The 19,436-nt window shown below is 64.7% G+C and carries 11 protein-coding genes, 2 tRNA genes and 1 pseudogene; 13 read left to right on the top strand and 1 reads right to left on the bottom strand.

Annotated features, from left to right (window positions below; genetic code table 11):
* Window positions 1-313 precede the first annotated feature (313 nt).
* The 9 genes from AC1DIQ_RS08910 to AC1DIQ_RS08870 all read left to right on the top strand — a co-directional run bounded on the left by AC1DIQ_RS08910 (window position 314) and on the right by AC1DIQ_RS08870 (window position 13,232).
* Entirely contained in the window at window positions 314-3,580 is a 3,267-nt protein-coding gene (locus tag AC1DIQ_RS08910; RefSeq protein ID WP_282264226.1) for a TonB-dependent receptor, read from the top strand.
* Between the two features lie 278 nt (window positions 3,581-3,858).
* Window positions 3,859-5,247 (top strand): nucleotide 5'-monophosphate nucleosidase PpnN, encoded by a 1,389-nt coding sequence (gene ppnN / locus AC1DIQ_RS08905; protein WP_121042205.1) that lies wholly within the window; start codon window positions 3,859-3,861, stop codon window positions 5,245-5,247.
* Between the two features lie 161 nt (window positions 5,248-5,408).
* Window positions 5,409-5,924: a GspH/FimT family pseudopilin gene (locus AC1DIQ_RS08900; protein WP_121042207.1), complete on the top strand. Its 516-nt coding sequence runs from the start codon at window positions 5,409-5,411 to the stop codon at window positions 5,922-5,924.
* Complete coding sequence (gene pilV / locus AC1DIQ_RS08895; RefSeq protein ID WP_152151464.1) at window positions 5,921-6,385, top strand: type IV pilus modification protein PilV; 465 nt, start codon at window positions 5,921-5,923, stop codon at window positions 6,383-6,385. The genes AC1DIQ_RS08900 and pilV overlap by 4 nt, the downstream gene beginning before the upstream one ends.
* A gap of 8 nt (window positions 6,386-6,393) precedes the next feature.
* Complete coding sequence (locus tag AC1DIQ_RS08890) at window positions 6,394-7,575, top strand: PilW family protein (RefSeq protein WP_259462170.1); 1,182 nt, start codon at window positions 6,394-6,396, stop codon at window positions 7,573-7,575.
* Between the two features lie 7 nt (window positions 7,576-7,582).
* A complete protein-coding gene (locus AC1DIQ_RS08885; protein WP_121041674.1) occupies window positions 7,583-8,065 on the top strand; it encodes a pilus assembly PilX family protein in 483 nt (160 codons plus the stop codon).
* On the top strand, window positions 8,062-12,645 hold the full coding sequence (locus tag AC1DIQ_RS08880) for a pilus assembly protein (protein ID WP_478049877.1): 4,584 nt from the start codon (window positions 8,062-8,064) through the stop codon (window positions 12,643-12,645). The genes AC1DIQ_RS08885 and AC1DIQ_RS08880 overlap by 4 nt, the downstream gene beginning before the upstream one ends.
* 23 nt (window positions 12,646-12,668) lie before the next feature.
* Window positions 12,669-13,085 (top strand): type IV pilin protein, encoded by a 417-nt coding sequence (locus AC1DIQ_RS08875; RefSeq protein ID WP_183073773.1) that lies wholly within the window; start codon window positions 12,669-12,671, stop codon window positions 13,083-13,085.
* Window positions 13,086-13,155: 70 nt separating this feature from the next.
* Window positions 13,156-13,232, top strand: a tRNA-Asn gene (locus AC1DIQ_RS08870).
* A gap of 69 nt (window positions 13,233-13,301) precedes the next feature.
* Here AC1DIQ_RS08870 and AC1DIQ_RS08865 read toward each other — a convergent pair.
* Window positions 13,302-13,826 (bottom strand): GspH/FimT family pseudopilin, encoded by a 525-nt coding sequence (locus AC1DIQ_RS08865; protein ID WP_152151469.1) that lies wholly within the window; start codon window positions 13,824-13,826, stop codon window positions 13,302-13,304.
* Window positions 13,827-13,981: 155 nt separating this feature from the next.
* Here AC1DIQ_RS08865 and uvrB point away from each other — a divergent pair, with 155 nt between their 5' ends.
* From uvrB to AC1DIQ_RS08845, 4 genes and pseudogenes are all read left to right on the top strand, one after another.
* Window positions 13,982-16,012, top strand: a complete 2,031-nt coding sequence (gene uvrB, locus AC1DIQ_RS08860; RefSeq protein WP_121041682.1) for an excinuclease ABC subunit UvrB — start codon at window positions 13,982-13,984, stop codon at window positions 16,010-16,012.
* 107 nt (window positions 16,013-16,119) lie between these two features.
* Window positions 16,120-16,194 (top strand) — tRNA-Val (locus AC1DIQ_RS08855).
* Between the two features lie 179 nt (window positions 16,195-16,373).
* A pseudogene (locus AC1DIQ_RS08850) lies at window positions 16,374-18,868 on the top strand (DNA internalization-related competence protein ComEC/Rec2).
* Window positions 18,759-19,433: a MotA/TolQ/ExbB proton channel family protein gene (locus AC1DIQ_RS08845; RefSeq protein ID WP_121041686.1), complete on the top strand. Its 675-nt coding sequence runs from the start codon at window positions 18,759-18,761 to the stop codon at window positions 19,431-19,433. The pseudogene AC1DIQ_RS08850 and the gene AC1DIQ_RS08845 overlap by 110 nt, the downstream one beginning before the upstream one ends.
* Window positions 19,434-19,436 lie beyond the last annotated feature (3 nt).

The raw sequence follows: 19,436 nt of genomic DNA, 5'->3' as shown, positions 1-19,436 counted from the left end.
GCTGGCCGGCTCCCCAGTGAACCTTGAAAACCCCGCAGGACCCTCCCGAAACCGCTGGCGGCGCCAAATGGCCCGCATTCAGCCGGTCACAATCAGATGTGAAGATAGCGTCACGATCCCGTTGTGATGGCGTGTGTTTTGTAGCGAAAACGTCACAATCCGGGGTTACCGTGTTAATCTAGTGTTAACCGTTGCGGCTGAAACCAGCTCGCGGCTAGGGAACCCAGATAAAAGTCCAGTCAGCCGCCAGCAAGGCTGCTTGGGCGCGTTTTTTTCTCCGCCATCGCCAATCTCGCATCGAGGCTACTCCCCAATGACCCACTCCCGTTGTCTCCGGATGTCCAAGCTGACGCTTGGTCTCGTGGCTGCACTTGCCGCCGCTCCCGCCTTCGCCCAGAGCACCTCTGCCGGTGTCGGCGGTCAGGTTACGTCGGCCGCAGGCGCGCCTGTCGTCGGTGCCGAAGTCACCATCACGCACACCGAGTCGGGCACGGTCAGCCGTGCGACCACCGATGCGTCGGGTCGTTACAACGCGCGCGGCCTGCGCGTGGGTGGTCCGTACACCATCACCATCAACAAGTCCGGTGAAGGCACGAAGACTGAAGAAGGCGTTTACCTGAACCTCAATCAGGTAAACACCGTCAACGCCAACCTGGCCGGCGATATCGCTGCCGGTGCCACCAACCTCGAGGCCGTGCAGGTTGTGGCTGTGGCGGGTGGTTCGGACGTTTTCAGTTCCTACAAGATGGGCACCGGTACCAACGTCGATCGCCAGACGATCGAGTCGCTGCCGTCGGTCAACCGCAACATCCAGGATTACATCCGCCTCGACCCGCGCATCTCGCAGGTCAGCAAGGCCGACGGTGCGATCTCGGTCGGTGGCCAGAACACCCGTTACAACGCGATCCGCATCGACGGCATCGGTGCCGGTGATCCGTTCGGTCTGGAATCCAACAACCTGCCGACCGAGCGTCAGCCGGTGTCGATGGATGCGATCCAGGAAATCAACATCGACATCGCCAACTACGACACCACCATCGCCGGTGGTACCGGTGCGGTGATCAATGCGGTGACCAAGTCGGGCACCAACAACTTCGGCGGCACCGTGTACTACGCGTACCGCGACAAGGACATGGTCCGCAAGGATCTGGAAGGCGTCCGCTTCAACGGCTTCGATGACGAAAAGACCTACGGCATGACCCTGGGTGGCCCGATCATCAAGGACAAGGTCTTCTTCTTCGCGAACTACGAAAAGATGGAGCGTTCGGCCCCGGGCGTCAGCCTGACCGATTCGCCGTACGGCAAGGGCACCATCACCGACGCCGACATCACCCGTGCGCAGCAGATCGCCACTGGTTACGGCTTTGATGCCGGTTCGCTCAACGCGCCGGCCAACAAGACCGAAGTGGAAGAGTACGCACTGAAGGTTGACTGGAACATCAGCGATAACCACCGTGCTGCCGTGCGTTACAACAAGCTCGAGCAGAATGTGGTCCGCTTCCCCCAGATCAGCAACAGCGCCGTGTCGCTGAGCAGCTTCTGGTACCAGCAGCCGAAGACCTATGAATCCTGGATGGGTGAACTGTTCAGCGACTGGTCGGAGAACTTCTCGACCGAGTTCAAGCTCTCGCACAAGGAATACACCTCGGTCCGCACCACGCCGTCGAGCTTGCCGCAGATCCAGATCCGTGGCTTTGGCAACGGTGGCAATGATTCTCTCTACTTCGGTACCGAGCAGAATTCACACGTCAACGCGGTCGAGAGCAAGGAACTGAGCGCCTTCGGTGCCGCCACCTGGTACGTGGGCGACCACACCGTCAAGTTCGGCTTCGATTACTCCGACAACGACCTGCTGAACTACTACGGCCGCAACGTCAACGGTGCGTACGTGTTCTCCAACCTGGCTGATTTCGCTGCCGGCCGCGTCAACCAGTACGTTGTGCGCGCGCCGCGCGCCGGCGGCAGCTATGACGACATTCCGGCCAAGTACACCCTGAAGAACACCGGTGTGTTCGTCCAGGACAGCTGGGCGGTCAACAGCAACCTGACTGTTCAGGCCGGCGTCCGTGTTGATATGCCGGACTTCAGCTCGCAGCGCCTGTACAACCCGCGCATCATGGAGCTGTACGGCTACGACAACACCAAGCTCCCCGATGACAAGCTGGTGCAGCCGCGCTTCGGCTTCAACTACACCTTCGATACCGATCGCCCCACCCAGATGCGCGGTGGCGTGGGCCTGTTCGGCGGCGCCGCCCCGAACGTCTGGCTGGCAGGTGCGTACCAGAACACCGGCCTGAACTACACCGAGTACACGGTCCGCAACCAGAACGGGATCTTCACGCCGGATACCAATCCGCCGTACATCCCGGCTGCCGGCGCGGGTGCGCGTCAGAACGTGGATATCGCGGCACCGGATCTGAAGCTGCCGTCGGTGTGGAAGACCAACATCGCGTTCGATCACGAGCTGCCGTGGTACGGCATCGTGGCATCGGCCGAGTTCCTGTACACCAAGGTCAACAACGCGATCTACTTCGAGCGCCTGGACCTGCGTGGCAAGAATGGCCCCGTTGCTGCAACCCGCATTGGCCAGGACGGTCGTGAGCTGTACTGGAACGACGCCGGCTACGTGCCGTGCGTTGGTCTGGCCGCCTCGCCGACCAACTGCTCGGTCCGAGAGGGTGCCGCCGGAGCGGGTGGCAAGGCGAATCGTCCGGATGACATGGGCGACGTGCTGCTCATGAAGAACACGGACAAGGGCAGCAGCCGCCAGTTCACCGCGGGCCTGAACAAGCCGCTGACCGAGAACTGGGGCTGGTCGCTGGCCTATACCTACACCGCCGCGAAGGAAGTCAGCCCGCTGACCAGCTCGCAGAACACCTCCAACTGGGGCAGCACCCTGATCGGGACCGCCAACGAAAACGTGGCCTATGATTCGCGTTACGCGATCAAGGACCGTGTGACCGGCTCGATCAACTGGAAAAAGGCGTTCTTCCGCGACTACAACACCTCGGTGGGCCTGTTCTACGAAGGGCGTTCGGGTCGTCCGTTCAGCTACATTTACTACAACGACATGAACGGCGATGCCGCTGCCACCACCGGTGCCGGCTACTTCAACGATCTGTTCTACGTGCCCAACGGCTACGGTGACGTCAAGTTCACCGGCGGCGCGGCGATGGAGAAGCAGTTCTTCGACTGGCTGGCGGCCAACCCGCAGCTGGAGAAGTACCAGGGCCAGATCGCCCCGGCCAACGCCTTCCGCACCAAGTGGACCAACAGCTTCGATGTGCACATCTCCCAGGAGTTCCCGGGCTTCATGAAGGAGCACAAGGGTGAACTGGCGCTGGACATCATGAACGTCGGCAACCTCATCAACAAGAAGTGGGGCCACATCGAAGACTACGGCTTCAACTCGACCGCTCGCGTAGCCAGCTACGCAGGTATCGATCCGGCCACCGGCAAGTACATCTACAACTTCACCGGTTCCACCGATACCCCGACGATCCAGGAAAACAACAACGACAAGGGCAACACCGGCGTGTCGCGCTGGTCGATGCAGCTGACCCTGAAGTACAAGTTCTGATCCGTCAGGACCTGGTGCAGTAAATGGAAGCGGCCGGGGAAACCCGGCCGCTTTCTTTTTGGGGCCGGCGTTGCCGTTGTTCTGTCGCCTCGGCGCCCTTGCCAGAACGGCACCGTGGATGTATCTTCAATGGGTTGCGCGGAAATCAGCGCAATTGCGACGGCCCAGTGCCCCTGTCGCGGTCAGGACACATCCAACGGTCGGGTTTCCCGGCCGTTTTGCTTTTTAAGGGGGCAGCGGTACAGTCGGTAACCTTGAGGAAAGCGAAAAAGATGGACATGACGATCAACGAAAAGCCGGCGCGGACGCTGCCGGTGCAGGACGCGCGGATCTACCCGCGCGGTGGGCTGGATGTGTTGTCGCGCGCGGAAGTGGCGCGCCTGCGCGATGCCTCCGGTGGCGGTATGCACGAGCTGCTGCGCCGCTGCGCGCTGGCCGTGCTGACCAGCGGCAGTGCTTCGGACGATCCGCGCGCGGCGCGCGATCTGTATCCCGATTTCGATATCCAGGTGGCCCAGCAGGACCGCGGCGTGCGCATCGATCTGGTCAACGCGCCGGCGATGGCCTTCGTGGATGGCGAGATCATCCGCGGCGTGGCCGAGCTGCTGTTCGCGGTGGTCCGCGATCTGGCCTACATGGCCATCGAGATGGGCCCGGCGTACGCGGCGGAGCTGGAATCTTCGGAAGGCATCACCAACGCGGTGTTCGGGCTGCTGCGCAACGCGCGCATCCTCAACCCGGGCGACCCGAACCTGGTGGTCTGCTGGGGCGGCCATTCGATCGGCCGCGATGAGTATCTGTACACCAAACAGGTCGGCTACGAGCTGGGCCTGCGCGGGCTGGACATCTGCACCGGCTGCGGCCCGGGTGCGATGAAGGGCCCGATGAAGGGCGCCACCATCGCCCACGCCAAGCAGCGCAAGACCACCACGCGTTACATCGGCCTGACCGAGCCGGGCATCATCGCCGCCGAGTCGCCGAACCCGATCGTGAACCACCTGGTGATCATGCCGGACATCGAGAAGCGTCTCGAAGCGTTCGTGCGTATCGGCCACGGCATCATCGTGTTCGCCGGCGGTGTCGGCACCGCGGAGGAGATCCTGTATCTGCTGGGCATCCTGCTGCGCGACGAGAACAAGGACCTGCCATTCCCGCTGATCCTGACCGGCCCGACCGTCGCCGCGCCGTACTTCGAGCAGATCGACCGCTTCATCCGCCTCACCCTGGGTGAGGAAGCTGCCAGCCGCTACGAAATCATCATCGGCGACCCGGTCAACGTGGCCCGCAAGATGGCCCAGGGCATCAAGCGCGTGCGCGAGCACCGCCTGGCGCAGAAGGACTCGTTCTTCTTCAACTGGTCGATCGAGATTCCGTGGGAATACCAGCAGCCGTTCGTGCCGACCCACGAGGCGATGGCCGCGCTGGACCTGCATCACGGCCGTCCGCCGCATGCCCTGGCGGCCGACCTGCGTCGCGCGTTCTCCGGCATCGTGGCCGGCAACGTGAAGGAAGACGGCATGCGCCGCATCGAGCAGTTCGGTCCGTTCGAGATCCATGGCGATGCGGACATGATGCAGGCCCTGGATGAGCTGCTGCGCGCCTTCGTCGAACAGCGCCGCATGAAGATCTCGGGCGAGTACCAGCCCTGCTACAAGGTCATGGCCTGAGGCCCTGACCGGGCCGGCGGCGGGCAGGGGCCGGCCGTCGGTCTGGATCTGCGTCAACTGATTGACGCCTGTCGCCTCCGGGCGACCGTTCGTCCTGCCGCCTCTTGCTGATCGGCGGCGGGACGTTCATCTTCTGTGTCATCAACGCTGGGGAGCGTTTCATGTCTTTGCGCCGGTCCAACGGCTTCACACTGATCGAGTTGATGGTCACCATCGCGGTGCTTGCCATCCTGGCAGTGATTGCGTTTCCGAGCTTCCAGGGCGTGCTGCGCTCGAACCGGGCGGCCACCACCACCAACGAGCTGATCGCTTCATTGGCGCTGGCGCGCAGCGAAGCGCTGAAGAACACCCGGGGGGCGGGGGTATGCGCCTCATCCGATGGCACCAGCTGCAACGGTGATACCTGGGGCGACGGCTGGATGGTCTGGTCCGATGCCGACGGCAGCGGCAGTTTCGATTCCGGCGAACCGGTGCTGCGGTACTCGGCTGGCTCGACCAAGATGCTGGGCAGCGAGAACAACCTGACGTTGGCCTTTGACGGCCGGGGTCGAAATCGCGCTGCATCGGCGCTGGACATCACCCTCAAGCCCGATGAGTGCGGGGACCTGCCGCTGCAGCGCACGCTGCGGCTGTCGGCGGTGGGGCAGGTACGTGTGGAACGGGAGAGCTGCAAGTGACGGCAAGACATCTTGGCGCGCGGCGCGCAGGGCAGGGCGGCTTCACCATGATCGAGGTGCTGATCGCGATCGTGGTGATGAGCATCGGCCTGCTTGGTTTCGCGCTGCTGCAGACGATGAACGTGCGGTTCGTGCAAAGCGCGAATTTCCGCACCCAGGCGACCAACCTCAGCTACGAGCTGCTGGACCAGATCCGGATCAACCGCGTCGCCGCGACGACCTACGTAGGCACCTACGCGGCCACCACCAAGGCGGCCGATTGCAAATCGCCGATCGGCGCCAAGATCACCAAGGATCAGTACATGACGGACTGGCGCTGCCGGCTGGGCAAGGCCCTGGGCGATGAAGCCAGTGCCAAGGTGACCCGCAGCGGCGATGAAGTGACGGTCAGCGTGAGCTGGGGCGACGAGCGCTGGCTGGATGCCGCAGACACCACCTTTGCGGCGAGGACCCAGCTGTGATGCGCGCCATGTCGTCCCGAGAACGCGTACGCGGTCTTTCGCTGATCGAGTTGATGATCGCCATGGTCATCGGCCTGGTCCTGCTGTTGGGCCTGATGCAGGTGTTCGCCGCTTCGCGCACGGCCTCGCGCCTCTCGGAAGGGTTGGCGCGCGTGCAGGAGAATGGCCGTTTCGCGATGGACTTCCTGCAGCGTGATCTGCGCATGGCCGGCCACTTCGGTTGCGTCAACGACCAGAGTCACAACGTGCAGAGCCCTGGCTCGATGCATACGACGTTCGATGCCGGCGGCCACCCGGCGCTGGATTTCATGCAGTCCATCCAGGGCTTCGAGGCCGCCGATACCAAGCCCGGCGACCCGTTGACCCTCAGTGCCACACCGTCGACCGGCGGCATCGAGTACACCCCGGCGCTGCCGACGGAATACGCCGCAGCGCTGACCAATCGGGTGGACGGCAGCGACATCGTCGCGCTCCGGTTTCTGGTGCCCGATGGTGTCCCGGTCACCGTGGTGGGGGGCACGGACGACAAGCCCGTGTTCAATTTCGACAGCAGCCGTTGGGCCGTTCTCCAAAGTGGTGTGGAAGCGCCGGGCCTGTTCGGTGTCGCCGACTGCCTGACCGCCACCATGTTCCAGGCAAGCGCGGTGAGTGGGTCTGCCGGTACCGTGACGTTCGAGTCCGCGCCGAACAACACCGGCAGCTTCACCAGCCTCTATACGCCGGGCCAGGCCATGCTGTACCGCGCGGAGAGCGTGGTCTATTACATCGGCTACGACGCCACCACCAAGCAGAGTTCGCTCTATCGCGTGCGGTTTTCGGCCAAACCCGGTGAAGCCCTGGTCGCGGGTACGCCGGAAGCATTGGTGGAGGGGGTCCGCAACATGCAGCTGCTGTATGGGCAGGATCGCTCGCTCAGCGCCGCCTCGCCGCCCACCGGCTACATCGATCGGCAGGGAACCGCTGCCGACGTGGATGCCTCGATCACGCCGGCCGCCGATGCGTGGCGCCGGGTCGGGTCAGTGCAGCTGGGCCTGGTGCTGGAAAGCCCGGATCCGTCAGCCGCAGCGCAGGCCAACGCGGATGCGGCGTTGACAGCCATGGGCGTCACCTTCACCGCGCCGACGGACGGTCGTTTCCGGACGGTCTATCAAACCACGATCGCCGTACGTAATCGCCTTTATGGCAATTGAGGCTTCCATGGCATCGCGTCCAAAACCCTTTGTCGCACCGCGCCGCCAGAACGGTGCCGTGCTGTATGTCGCCCTCATCATATTGATCCTGCTTGCCCTTCTCGGCGTAGCAGGCATGCAGGTGACCGGCATGCAGGAGCGCATGGCGGCCAACTACCTGCGCACCAACCTGGCCTTCCAGAATGCCGAGGCTGATGCACGCACGCTGGAGAACACCATCGATACCGACCTGGCGGCCGGCGGAACCTACACGGCAAAGCAGGAAGAGTGCAGCCCGATCTTCGATCCCCTGACCTGGGCCGACGGGACCTCTGATGCCAAGGCGAGCTATACCCGGCGCCTGGACAAGTGCTTCGCAGCCTCCAGTGCGCGCGTGGGTGAGCGTCAGAACGAAGAGACCGGCAACATCTACCAGATCACTGCACTGGCCAGTGACGAACCGACCAATCCCTCGGCCAGTGCGGTCGTCGACACGATCTATATCCCATGACCTCTGATCGCTTCCATTTCAGCAAGCGCACGATCAACTGGCTGCGCATTGGCTTCCTTGTCATCGCGGTGGGCTTCCTGCTCAGTCGCGTCGTGCCGCTGCGCGCCGCGCTGGGCGACTACGACATCGCGCAGGAGCCGCTGTATACCAAGCAGAGCCAGCCGCCGCTGATGATGATGGTGATGTCGCGCGATGAGCAGCTGTTCAACAAGGCCTACAGCGATTACAGCGATCTGGACGGTGACAAGATCATCGATACCACGTACCAGGACAAGTTCCCGTACGAAGGCTATTTCGATTCAAAACTCTGCTACAGCTACACCAGCAATCACTTCAAGGCATCAGGTCCGGCGACCGGCACCAACGGGCACAGCTGTGGTGGCACGGGCTGGTCGGGCAACTTCCTCAACTGGGTGACCATGAGCCGGCTGGACGTGATGCGCTACGTCCTCTACGGCGGCCAACGCTCCACCGATGATGCGGCCAAGACGGTCCTGGAGCGCGCGCAGATTCCCAGCGACCTGCATGCCTGGGTCAAGGTATATGCCGGCGCCGATATCAACAGCTTCACGCCATTGACCTCGACCACATCCTTCTGCAACGCAAGCATCAGTGCCAACGGCGCGCCGTTGATGCGGGTGGCCGGTGGCAACTGGTCCGAGTGGGCGTCCACGGCTTCGTATCAGTGTGGCGTCAACCGTACCGGCGAGGGTGGAGCGGATACGCCCAAGGCGACGACCGACTACGACGTCCGGGTGGAAGTTTGTGACCCCGCCAATGATGCGCATCGCGAGAGCTTCTGCCGCAAGTACAACGATGGCACCAAGGATCACTATAAGCCCAGCGGCCTGCTGCAGGCCTACGGTGAAAGCGGGCGCTTGCGTTTCGGCCTGGTGAGCGGCACCTATTCCCACCCGCGCGATGGCGGGGTCCTGCGCAGGAACATCGGCAAGATCGCCGGCAACGGCAGCAAGCTGTGTGATGCCGGCGATGAGATCAACCTGGCCACCGGGCAGTTCTGTCTGGCGCGCAACAGCGGGACGGAGGGCATCATCAACACGATGTCCAACTTCCGCATCGATCAGTGGAACTGGAGCAACAACTGGAACGACTGCAACGACTACAGCATCCTCAATCGCCAGGGTTTTGGTGATCGCGGCAACCTGCTGGACCCGGGCACGTCGGGTGACAAGGCCAAGAAGTGCAGTGCGTGGGGCAATCCGCTGGCCGAGATGTATGCCGAGGCACTGCGCTACGTCGGTGCCGGCACGAAGGTGTATGACGACACCGGCGATCTGTCCGGACTGCCCGTCGGTGTGGAGTGGAAAGATCCCTATCGGAGCCCTGCGCAGGGCGGAAATTCGTACTGCGCGACCTGCAACATCTTGGTGATGTCCTCGGGTCTGCCGTCCTTTGACAGTGACAACGTCGGCTCGGTCCCGCATCTTGCCTCGGCGGAGTCCGCCACGGATGCGCTTGGCGCCGCTGAAGGCATCAATGGCAAGCGCTACCTGGCCGGGCGCGTCACCGCAACGCCGCGTTACGCATCGATCAATACGCACGAGGATATCTGCCAGGCGCTGGAGGTGAACCAGCTCAGCCTGGTCCGCGGTATCTGCCCGGACATTCCGTCCACCGAAGGCAGCTATCTGATCGCGGGCCTGGCCAAGGCGGCCGCCGAGACGGACCTGCGGCCGGGCCTGGCAGGAAAGCCGGGCGATTACAAGGTCACGGCGACCACGTATACGGTGGCCATGTCCGAGAACCTGCCCAAGTTCGACATCAGCGTCGCAGGCGGCACGATTTCGCTGTCTCCTCTTTGCCAGGCCAACAACGAGGGTGGCGCAGGTTTCAACAGCAATGGCTGGCGCAGTTGCTTCCTGGGCTCGGTGGGCATCGGGACCAAAGAGGCGGCGGTCGGGCCCAAACGCGTCTACGGGCGCCCGTACCGTGCCGACGGAAAGTCCGGCAGTTTCTCGCTGGTCTGGGAGGATTCGCTCTGGGGCAACGACCATGACAACGACGTTGTGACCATGATGAGTTACTGCGTCGGCGCAGCCTGTGGCGACAAGGCGGGCATCGCGGACATGTGCTGGCGTTCGCCGAACAATACCGTGTGCTCCAACGAACTGTTGAGTGCGACCATCGGCGAAGACGAGGTGCTGGTGCGCCTTGAGAATCTGTCGGCGTATGCAGGCAATGCGATGCTGACCGGCTATACCATCGTTGGCTCCAATGCGGCCAACAACGTGCAGCGTCTGCTGCTGCGTCCTGGCAACAGCAATGGCTCGGTGCTCAGCTCCACCGAGAACCCGCCGAATAACTGGACCAAGCCTTCGGTGGTGCGCTACAAGCTCAGCGGATCCCAGGCCAACCAGTTGCAGAGTCCTCTCTGGTACGCCGCCAAGTACGGTGTCCCGAGTGGCAAGTGGGACACCAAGGTGCCGGGCACGCCGGACAACTACTTCCTGGCACGTAACCCGGCCGCGCTCAAGGCTGCCCTGGAGGCGATCTTCGAGAGTGCAGCCGAGGGGGACGCGCCGGTGGCTGGCGGCGGGTCCGGTGCGCGTATCAATGCGGGCTCGTTCACGGTCTCGGCCAGTTACAAGGTCGCCTCCGGAACGAATGACTGGGTGGGGGATGTCGTTGCCAGCAAGGTGTCCGACACGGGAACCGATGACATCGAGCTGTGGCGCGCTTCGACCAAGATGAGTTCCAGTGGCCGCACCATCGTCATGGCAACCTCGCCGACCACGGTCAATGGGAGCGGGGCGCTGGTGCCGGTGGCGGCCGCACCGTTCGAAGCAAACGATGTCCCGGGTGCGGACCGCAAGGCCCAGTTGGCCAACATGGGCTTCAGCAGCTCGATTCCCGACTGGTTCGGCTCGCACAGCGTGGCCGATCTGGTGAACTACCTGAAAGGCTCGGCCATCAGCGGCTTCCGCTCGCGTGGCTCGATTCTTGGCGATATCGTCAACTCCACCACCGAGATCGTGTCCACGGCCGACAACTACGGCTATGGCGCGTGGGGCTCCACGCCCACCTGGAAAGCGACGCTGGCGACCCGGTACAACGACTACCTGACCGCGAAGAAGAGCCGGAGCACCATGGTGTATGTCGGCGCGAACGACGGCATGCTGCACGCCTTCGACGCCTCCACCGGCACAACGGCGGGTAATGAACTCTTCGCGTTCATTCCGTCCACATCGCTGCAACACATGGCCGAGCTGGCCAATCCGACCTATTCGCATCGGTACTACGTGGATGGCGCGCTGACCTCGTCGGATGTCTATTACGGCGATGCCTGGCATACCGTGCTGGTCGGATCCACCGGTGCCGGTGGCGCCACCCGCGCGCCCAATGCAGAGGCTGTCGGCAACGGCGCGGTGTTCGGCTTGAACATCAGCAATCCGGGGGCTTTCACCAAGGATGACGTGCTGTGGGAAGTCTCGGGCAAGACCGATTCGGACATGGGCTTCGCGCTGGGCAAGCCGGTGATTGTCCCGGTCTCCGGCAGTACGGCCGACAGCGCGCCGCGGTTCGTGGCGATCTTCGGCAACGGCGTGAATGCATCCAGTGGCAAGCCGGTGCTGTTCGTGGTGGATATCCAGACCGGGCAGGTGCTCAAGCGGCTGTCGCCCAGCGGCAGCGGCTATGCGCTGCGCAACGGCCTGATCAACGTCGCCCCGGTGGCCGCCTACAACAACAACGGGATCGCCGACACCGTCTATGGCGGTGACATGCAGGGCAACCTGTGGAAGTTCGACCTCCGCGATCCAGATCCCAGCAAGTGGGCCGTGGCCTACAGTGGCGCGCCGCTGTTCACCGCCAGCCGCAACAGTGTCGCCCAGCCGATCATGGGGGGGCTGGAGGTCTCCAAGGCGGCCGGGCGTGGCTACAACATCGTGTTCGGCACCGGTCAGTACTTCACCAATGACGACAATTCCGTCAGTTCGTCTTCGCCGGTGCAATCGCTGTACGGCGTCTGGGACAACATGAGCTCGACGATTGGCGGACGCGGTGATCTGATCTCGCAGCAGATCACCTCGCGTGCCGGAAGCGGGGGGTACTCGCTGCGGGATGTCAGCAGCAACGCCGTCAATTATGTGAGCCAGCGCGGCTGGTATACCGACCTGATCGTCGGCGACGTGGTGGCCGGTGAGCGCTTCGTTGGCTATCCGACCATCCAGGACCGCAAGGTGGTATTCACCACCTACGAGCCGGGGCAGGCAGTCTGCGGCGGCGGTGGCGGCACCAACTGGATGTACTCGCTTGATCTGCTCACCGGCGCTGGATCGATGACAGGCCTCAGTCTGGACATCGGGGGCGATTCGCTGTGCACAGGCAACTGCGGCGGCATCGCGCTGACCAAGGGCGGGGCCACCAATAGCGGCCCACCAGTGAAGGACAGCAACATCTTCGTACCCAAGTTGACCCCGTGCGACCCGACCAAGGCCACCTGCACGGTGGATGAGTTGATCAAGGCCAACCAGTGCACCTTCGTGCTGCGTGCACCGGGTGCGGATCCGCTGTACATGCCGCGCCCCTGCGGACGCCAGTCCTGGCGGCAGGTGCGCTGATGACCTTCATGACGAGAGCCCCCATGCAGACCGCTTTGCGCCGCCGGGTCGCCGGTTTCACCCTGATCGAGCTGATGATTACGGTGGCCGTGGTGGCCATCCTTGCCACCATCGCCATGCCGGCCTACCAGGACTCCGTGCGGAAATCCCGGCGCGCCCAGGCCAAGGCCGATCTGGTGGAACTGGCCCAGAACCTGGAGCGTTACCACACGGTCCAGAACACGTACGCCACCGCCACGCTGCAGTTCACCCAGTCACCGCGCGATGGCACCGCACATTACACCCTGTCTTTCGACAAGGACCCGACGGCGAGTACGTTCGGTATCCAGGCCGTCCCGGTGGCCGGCGGAACCCAGGCGAAGGACAAGTGCGGCACGTTGGCGCTGGATCAGGCGGGGCGCAAGAAGCCCACTGAAAAGACCGTCTCCGGGTGCTGGTGACGCTGGCATATCGCGGGTTGTGTGGGAGTGCTTGCATCACACTGCCGATGCTGGCTAGAATGCGCACCCCGCCCGAATAGCTCAGCCGGTTAGAGCACTTGACTGTTAATCAGGGGGTCGTTGGTTCGAGTCCAACTTCGGGCGCCAGATCTGCAAAAGCCGCGAGCAATCGCGGCTTTTGCTTTTTGTGTTTCCGCGCGGCGGGCAACGCGTGCCTCAGCAGGCCACGGGACCACGCGGCCGCTCGCTGCGTATCCGGCCTGCAAGGCTGACCACCACCTTCCCTTGGGAGGCGCCGTCCAGGCAGAAGGTGACTGACTGATTGCTGCCATTCAGCCGCCCATCCGGCCGGAATTGGATGCGGGGCTTGGACTGACTCCCCCCGGCGCTCAGCCGCGAGCGGGCGTGCTGCTGCACCAGCAGGTGACCTGCGGAGGGAGCCTCGGCCGAGGAGGGCGTTGCGGGGGCATAGAGCACCCAGCCCCGGCTCCAGTTCCGGCCGCACGTCACGCCATCGTCAGTGGGGCAGACCGCGATCGGGCGCCGTTCGGTGATCGCCGTGTTGCGCGCGGTCGCCAACGCCGAGGCCAGCTGCATGCGCAGGCTGTCGGCCTGCAGGCGTTCCCGGGTCTGCTTGATGGCCGGCAGGGCCATGCCCGTGAGCACGGCCATGACCGCCATCGCGATCAGCGACTGGATCAGCGTCACGCCGGCGCAGGTGGCTGGGCGGGAGTGTTTCACGGTGACCGTCCAGGAGGGGGCAGGCAACCTTCACTCTGGCGGCCCGAAGGCCCCGCCGCCGCCGGTTCATGCCGCGTTTTGCTGTCGGCACTCCCCTCAACAGGCCGTCACCAACCCGGCCGTTATACTGAAGGCTTCCCGGCAGTGGCGGCACCATGAGCGATCGTTTCCAACTTGTATCCCCGTATTCGCCGGCGGGCGACCAACCGGCGGCCATCGAGAAACTGACCGCCAACTTCGAGGCGGGCATCGCCAAGCAGACCCTGCTCGGCGTCACCGGTTCCGGCAAGACCTACACGGTCGCCAATGTGATCCAGCGGGTGCAGAAACCCACGCTGGTGATGGCGCCGAACAAGACCCTGGCGGCGCAGTTGTACGGCGAGTTCAAGTCGTTCTTCCCGCACAACGCGGTCGAGTATTTCGTCAGCTACTACGACTATTACCAGCCGGAGGCTTACGTGCCCTCGTCGGACACCTTCATCGAGAAGGACAGTTCGATCAACGAGCACATCGAGCAGATGCGGCTGGCGGCGACCAAGACCCTGCTGTCGCGCCCGGATGCGATCGTGGTGGCGACGGTGTCGGCGATCTACGGCCTCGGCGCGCCCGAGGACTATCTGTCGATGCGCCTGATCCTCTCCACCGGTGAGCGGATCGACCAGCGCGACCTGATCAAGCACCTGACCCAGCTGCAGTACACCCGCAACGAGTTCGAGCTTCACCGCGGCACCTTCCGCGTGCGCGGCGAGGTGATCGATGTGTTCCCGGCCGAATCGGACAGCGAAGCGGTGCGCATCGAGTTGTTTGAAGGCGAGGTCGAGCAGATCAGCATGTTCGATCCGCTGACCGGCGAAAGCCTGCGCAAGATGATGCGCTACACGATCTATCCCAAGACCCACTACGCGACCACCCGCGAGCGCGTGCTGTCGGCGGTGGACACGATCAAGGCAGAGTTGAAGGTCCGCCTGGAACAGCTGTACGAACAGAACAAGCTGGTGGAAGCGCAGCGCCTGGCGCAGCGTACCCAGTTCGATCTGGAAATGATGGCCGAGGTCGGCTACTGCAACGGCATCGAGAACTACTCGCGGCATCTCACCGGCAAGAACGCCGGCGATCCGCCGCCGACGCTGTTCGATTACCTGCCGCCGGATGCGCTGCTGGTGATCGACGAATCGCACGTGACCATTCCTCAGATCGGCGCCATGTTCAAAGGCGACCGCTCGCGCAAGGAAACCCTGGTCGAGTTCGGTTTCCGCCTGCCGTCGGCACTGGACAACCGTCCGCTGCGTTTCGAAGAGTGGGAAGAGCGTTGCCCGCGCAGCATCTATGTCTCGGCCACGCCGGGGCCGTACGAGCTGCGCGAGACCGAAGGCGAGATCACCGAGCTGGTGGTGCGCCCGACCGGCCTGATCGATCCGGTGGTCGAAATCCGCCCGGTTGGCACCCAGGTCGATGACCTGATGTCCGAAGTCAACGAACGCATCAAGCTGGGCGACCGCGTGCTGGTCACCACGCTGACCAAGCGCATGGCCGAGAACCTGACCGAGTACCTGACCGAACACGGCATCCGCGTGCGTTACCTGCACTCGGATATCGATACTGTCGAGCGTGTGGAGATCATCCGCGATCTGCGCTTGGGCAAGTTCGATGTGCTGGTCGGCATCAACCTGCTGCGCGAAGGCCTGGACATGCCGGAAGTGTCGCTGGTGGCGATCCTGGATGCCGACAAGGAAGGGTTCCTGCGTTCGACCGGGTCGCTGATCCAGACCATCGGCCGCGCCGCGCGCAACCTGCGCGGCAAGGCGATCCTCTATGCGGACAAGATGACCCGCTCGATGCAGGCCGCGATCGACGAGACCGACCGCCGCCGCGCCAAGCAGGTCGAATACAACGAACTGCACGGCATCGTGCCCAAATCGGTGCTGCGTCCGATCACCGATGTGCTCGAAGGCGCGCGTTCGGAAGCGGCCGAGAAAGAGTCGCGCGGCAAAGGGAAGGGCAAAGGCAAGGGCGGGCGCGTGGCCGAAGAGTCCACCGATTACCGCACGATGGAGCCGGCTCAGATCGCAAAGCGCCTGCAGGCCCTGGAGCAGCAGATGTACCAGCACGCCCGCGATCTGGAGTTCGAAGATGCGGCCCGCGTACGCGATCAGATCCGCCAGTTGAAGGAGGCCAGTCTGGGCTGAACACCACGTTGTGAAATATCTTCACAAAAGTGTTGCGCTTTCCGGGGGGCGTCCGTAATATACGCGGCCTGCACCGACGCATTCGCAGCGGGACAGGAAAGCAAAACGGGCGGTTAGCTCAGCGGTAGAGCACTACCTTGACATGGTAGGGGTCACAGGTTCGAACCCTGTACCGCCCACCACTTCAGTCCCGGAGACTGTCGTGGCACAACAGAAAAGCCAGCCCTCGGGTTGGCTTTTTTGCTATGTGCATTTCCTGACAACGCCCTGCATGCTGCACTGATACCCCGCACTGCGCCCACGGTCGACACTCAGGGTTTCCTGGGTGCTGCACATGCGGCGAGTGCTACACACCGGCGGCATGGGGGCACACGCGTCTCTTCCCATTTTCGGCAAGGCGTGTGTGGTCGCTTTGCTGGCCGGCATCTGCGCGATCGTCTTCTCGCCCCGGCTGCTGCCGCTGGGGTGGGGCGTCGCCGCCGCAGTTGCCGGCGTCCTGCTCTGGATCCTGCCCTCCCGCCTCCGCCCGCTCGGTGCTGCTCTTTCCGGTCTCGGCTGGGCCGCCATGCACGCTCACGCCGGGCTGGCGCAGCAGCTGCCCCCCGGTGGGCCGCCGGTGGACCATGCGCTGCACGGCCGCGTGATCAGTCTCCCCGACCACGGTCCCGGGGGCACCCGCTTCCGGTTCCGGGTCGATGATGATCCGGCGATGCCAAGCGAACTCCGCGGCCGGGACCTCGCCCTGGGCTGGTATGACGGATTCCGTGGTGCAGCCGATGATCGCCGGCGCACGCTCCGAGCCGGCGAACGCTGGTCGGTCACGGTCCGTGTCCGGGCGCCACGCGGGCGGGTAAACCCGGGCGGGTTCGACGCCGAGGGTTTTGCGTTGCGGCAACGGGTGGCTGGCAGCGGGTACGTGCGGGAACCTGCCCAGGCGCATCCGCTGGGTGAGCCAACCGGATTGCCCGCGTGGCGCGAGCGGATGGCCAGTGCGATCGCCAGGGCGGTCCAGGGCGATGGCCGTCGTTTCGTCCAGGCGCTGGCACTGGGCGATACCCGCGGCCTGAGCCAGGCCGACTGGGATGACCTGCGCGCGCTGGGGGTGACCCACCTGGTGGCGATCTCCGGCTTCCATGTCGGCGTGGTGGCCGGTGTCGCTGCACTGTTGGCAGGCGGGCTCTGGCGGTGCCTGCCGATGCTCGGCCTGTACGTACCACGCCCGATGGGCGCTGCGGCGGCGGCCGTCGCAGGCGCGGCGCTGTACGCCGCAGCGGCCGGTTTCGCGCTGCCCACGGTGCGTACCGTGCTGATGATCGCGGTGGTGGCAGCGGCGCGCTGCAGCCGGCGGCGGGCAACCGTGGCGCAGTCGCTCTCCCTGGCGGCGCTGGCGATGCTGCTGGTCGATCCGCTCGCCGTCCTTGCGCCCGGCTTCTGGCTGAGCTTTGCCGGTGTTCTGTGGCTGATCTGGTGCCTGCCCGGGCGCGAGGAGAGCTGGCTTCGGGGGTTCCTGGGCGCGCAGGGCGTGGCGACCGTGGCGCTGCTGCCGTTGACCGTGGCGCTGTTCGGGCAGGCCTCGCGTGCGGGGCCGCTGGTGAATCTGGTGGCGATTCCCTGGTGGACGATGGTGGTGGTGCCGCTGGCCCTGCTGGGCACCGCGCTGGAGGCGCTGATCGACGGGGCGGGGCGCTGGCCGTGGCAGCTGGCGGCGTGGTGCTTCGAGGCGAGCTGGTGGCTGTTCGGGTATGCCGCGCGCAGCGAGCTGTCGCTGTGGTGGCTGCCGCAATCCAACCGCTGGGCGCTGATCTCGGCCGTGTTCGGCGTGTTCTGGCTGCTGCTGCCGCGTGGCAGTGGTGGCCGGGTCCCCGCACTGCTGCTGTGCCTGCCGTTGCTGTGGCCGGCGCGGCATGGGCCGGCCGAGGGCGAGGTGGAACTGCTGGTGATGGACGTGGGGCAGGGCCTGGCCGTAGCAGTGCGCACGCGTCGGCACACGCTGCTGTACGACACCGGGCCGGGGGCCGAGGACGGCTTCGATGCCGGTGAGCGGATCGTGGTGCCGACCCTGCGTGCGCTGGGGCAGGGGCGGCTGGATCGGATCATGATCAGCCACGACCATCGCGACCACACCGGTGGCCTGCGCGGGGTGCGTCGCAGCTTTCCCGGCGCGACGCTGCAGGCGCCGCCCGGCGCCCTGCGCGGCCGCGCATCGGCCTGCCATGCCGGGCAATCCTGGCAGTGGGATGGCGTGACGTTCCGGGTGCTGCATCCCCCGCGTGACGAACCGCAGCCGACCAACGACAGCAGCTGCGTGCTGCGGCTGGAAACCGGCCGGGGGGCGATTCTGCTGGCCGGGGACATCGAGAAGCGCAGCGAGGCCCTGCTGGTCCAGCACGCAGGCGCGCTGCTGGCGGCCCAGGCAGTAGTGGTTCCGCACCATGGCAGTGCCAGTTCGTCCACGCCGGCCTGGGTGGCGGCCGTCGCGCCGCGGCTGGCGATCGTCTCGACCGGTCACCGCAACCGGTTTGGCCATCCGCGTGCCGAGGTGGTGGAGCGCTGGCAGGCCGTGGGCGCCGAGGTGCTCAACACCTCCGAGAGCGGCGCGGTGCGGGTCTGGCTCGGGCGTGACGGCCTGCAGGTGCGTGAACAACGGGTTTTCGAGCGGCGTTGGTGGGATGCCGCGGAGCGGAGCCGGCCGGCTGCTATCCTATCGGCGATCAAACAGGCGGCCGCTGGGCCGGAGGATTGAAACGTGTGGGAACTGGTCAAGGCCGGTGGCTGGCCGATGCTGCCGCTGCTGCTGTTGGGCGTACTGGCTTTGGCAATCGTCCTGGAGCGTTTCTGGACCCTACGGCGCAATGAAGTCCTGCCCCCCGGGCTGGGCCAGGAAGTGCGCAACTGGGCCGCGCGCGGCAAGCTCGACCCGAGTCATATCCAGTCGCTGCGCGGCAACTCGCCGCTGGGCGCGCTGCTGGCGACCGCGCTGGAAGCACGCAACCGCCCGCGCGACCAGATCCGCGAACGCATCGAAGATGCCGGCCGGCATCTGGTTCACCGCATGGAGCGGTTCCTGAATGCCCTTGGCACGATCGCCTCGGCCGGTCCGCTGCTGGGCCTGCTCGGCACGGTGGTCGGCATGATCCAGATGTTCATGGGCATCCTCGACCACGGCGTGGGCGATGTGAACCAGCTGGCCGGCGGTATCGGCAAGGCGCTGGTCTGCACCGCCACGGGCATGATCGTGGCGATTCCGGCGCTGATGTTCCATCGCTATTTCAAAGGCCGCATCGCCGGCTACGTGATCGAGATGGAGCAGGAGGCGTCGGCGCTGCTGGATGCGCTTGATGGTCGCCCGGGCGTGATGAACAACGGGCCGCGTGCCGCCGCTGGTTCGGCCGGCGCCGCACCGGTCACGGTCAAGGGCTGACGG

The organism is Stenotrophomonas sp. 05L413 (assembly GCF_056397945.1).
This window is presented reverse-complemented; position numbering and strand designations above follow the sequence as displayed.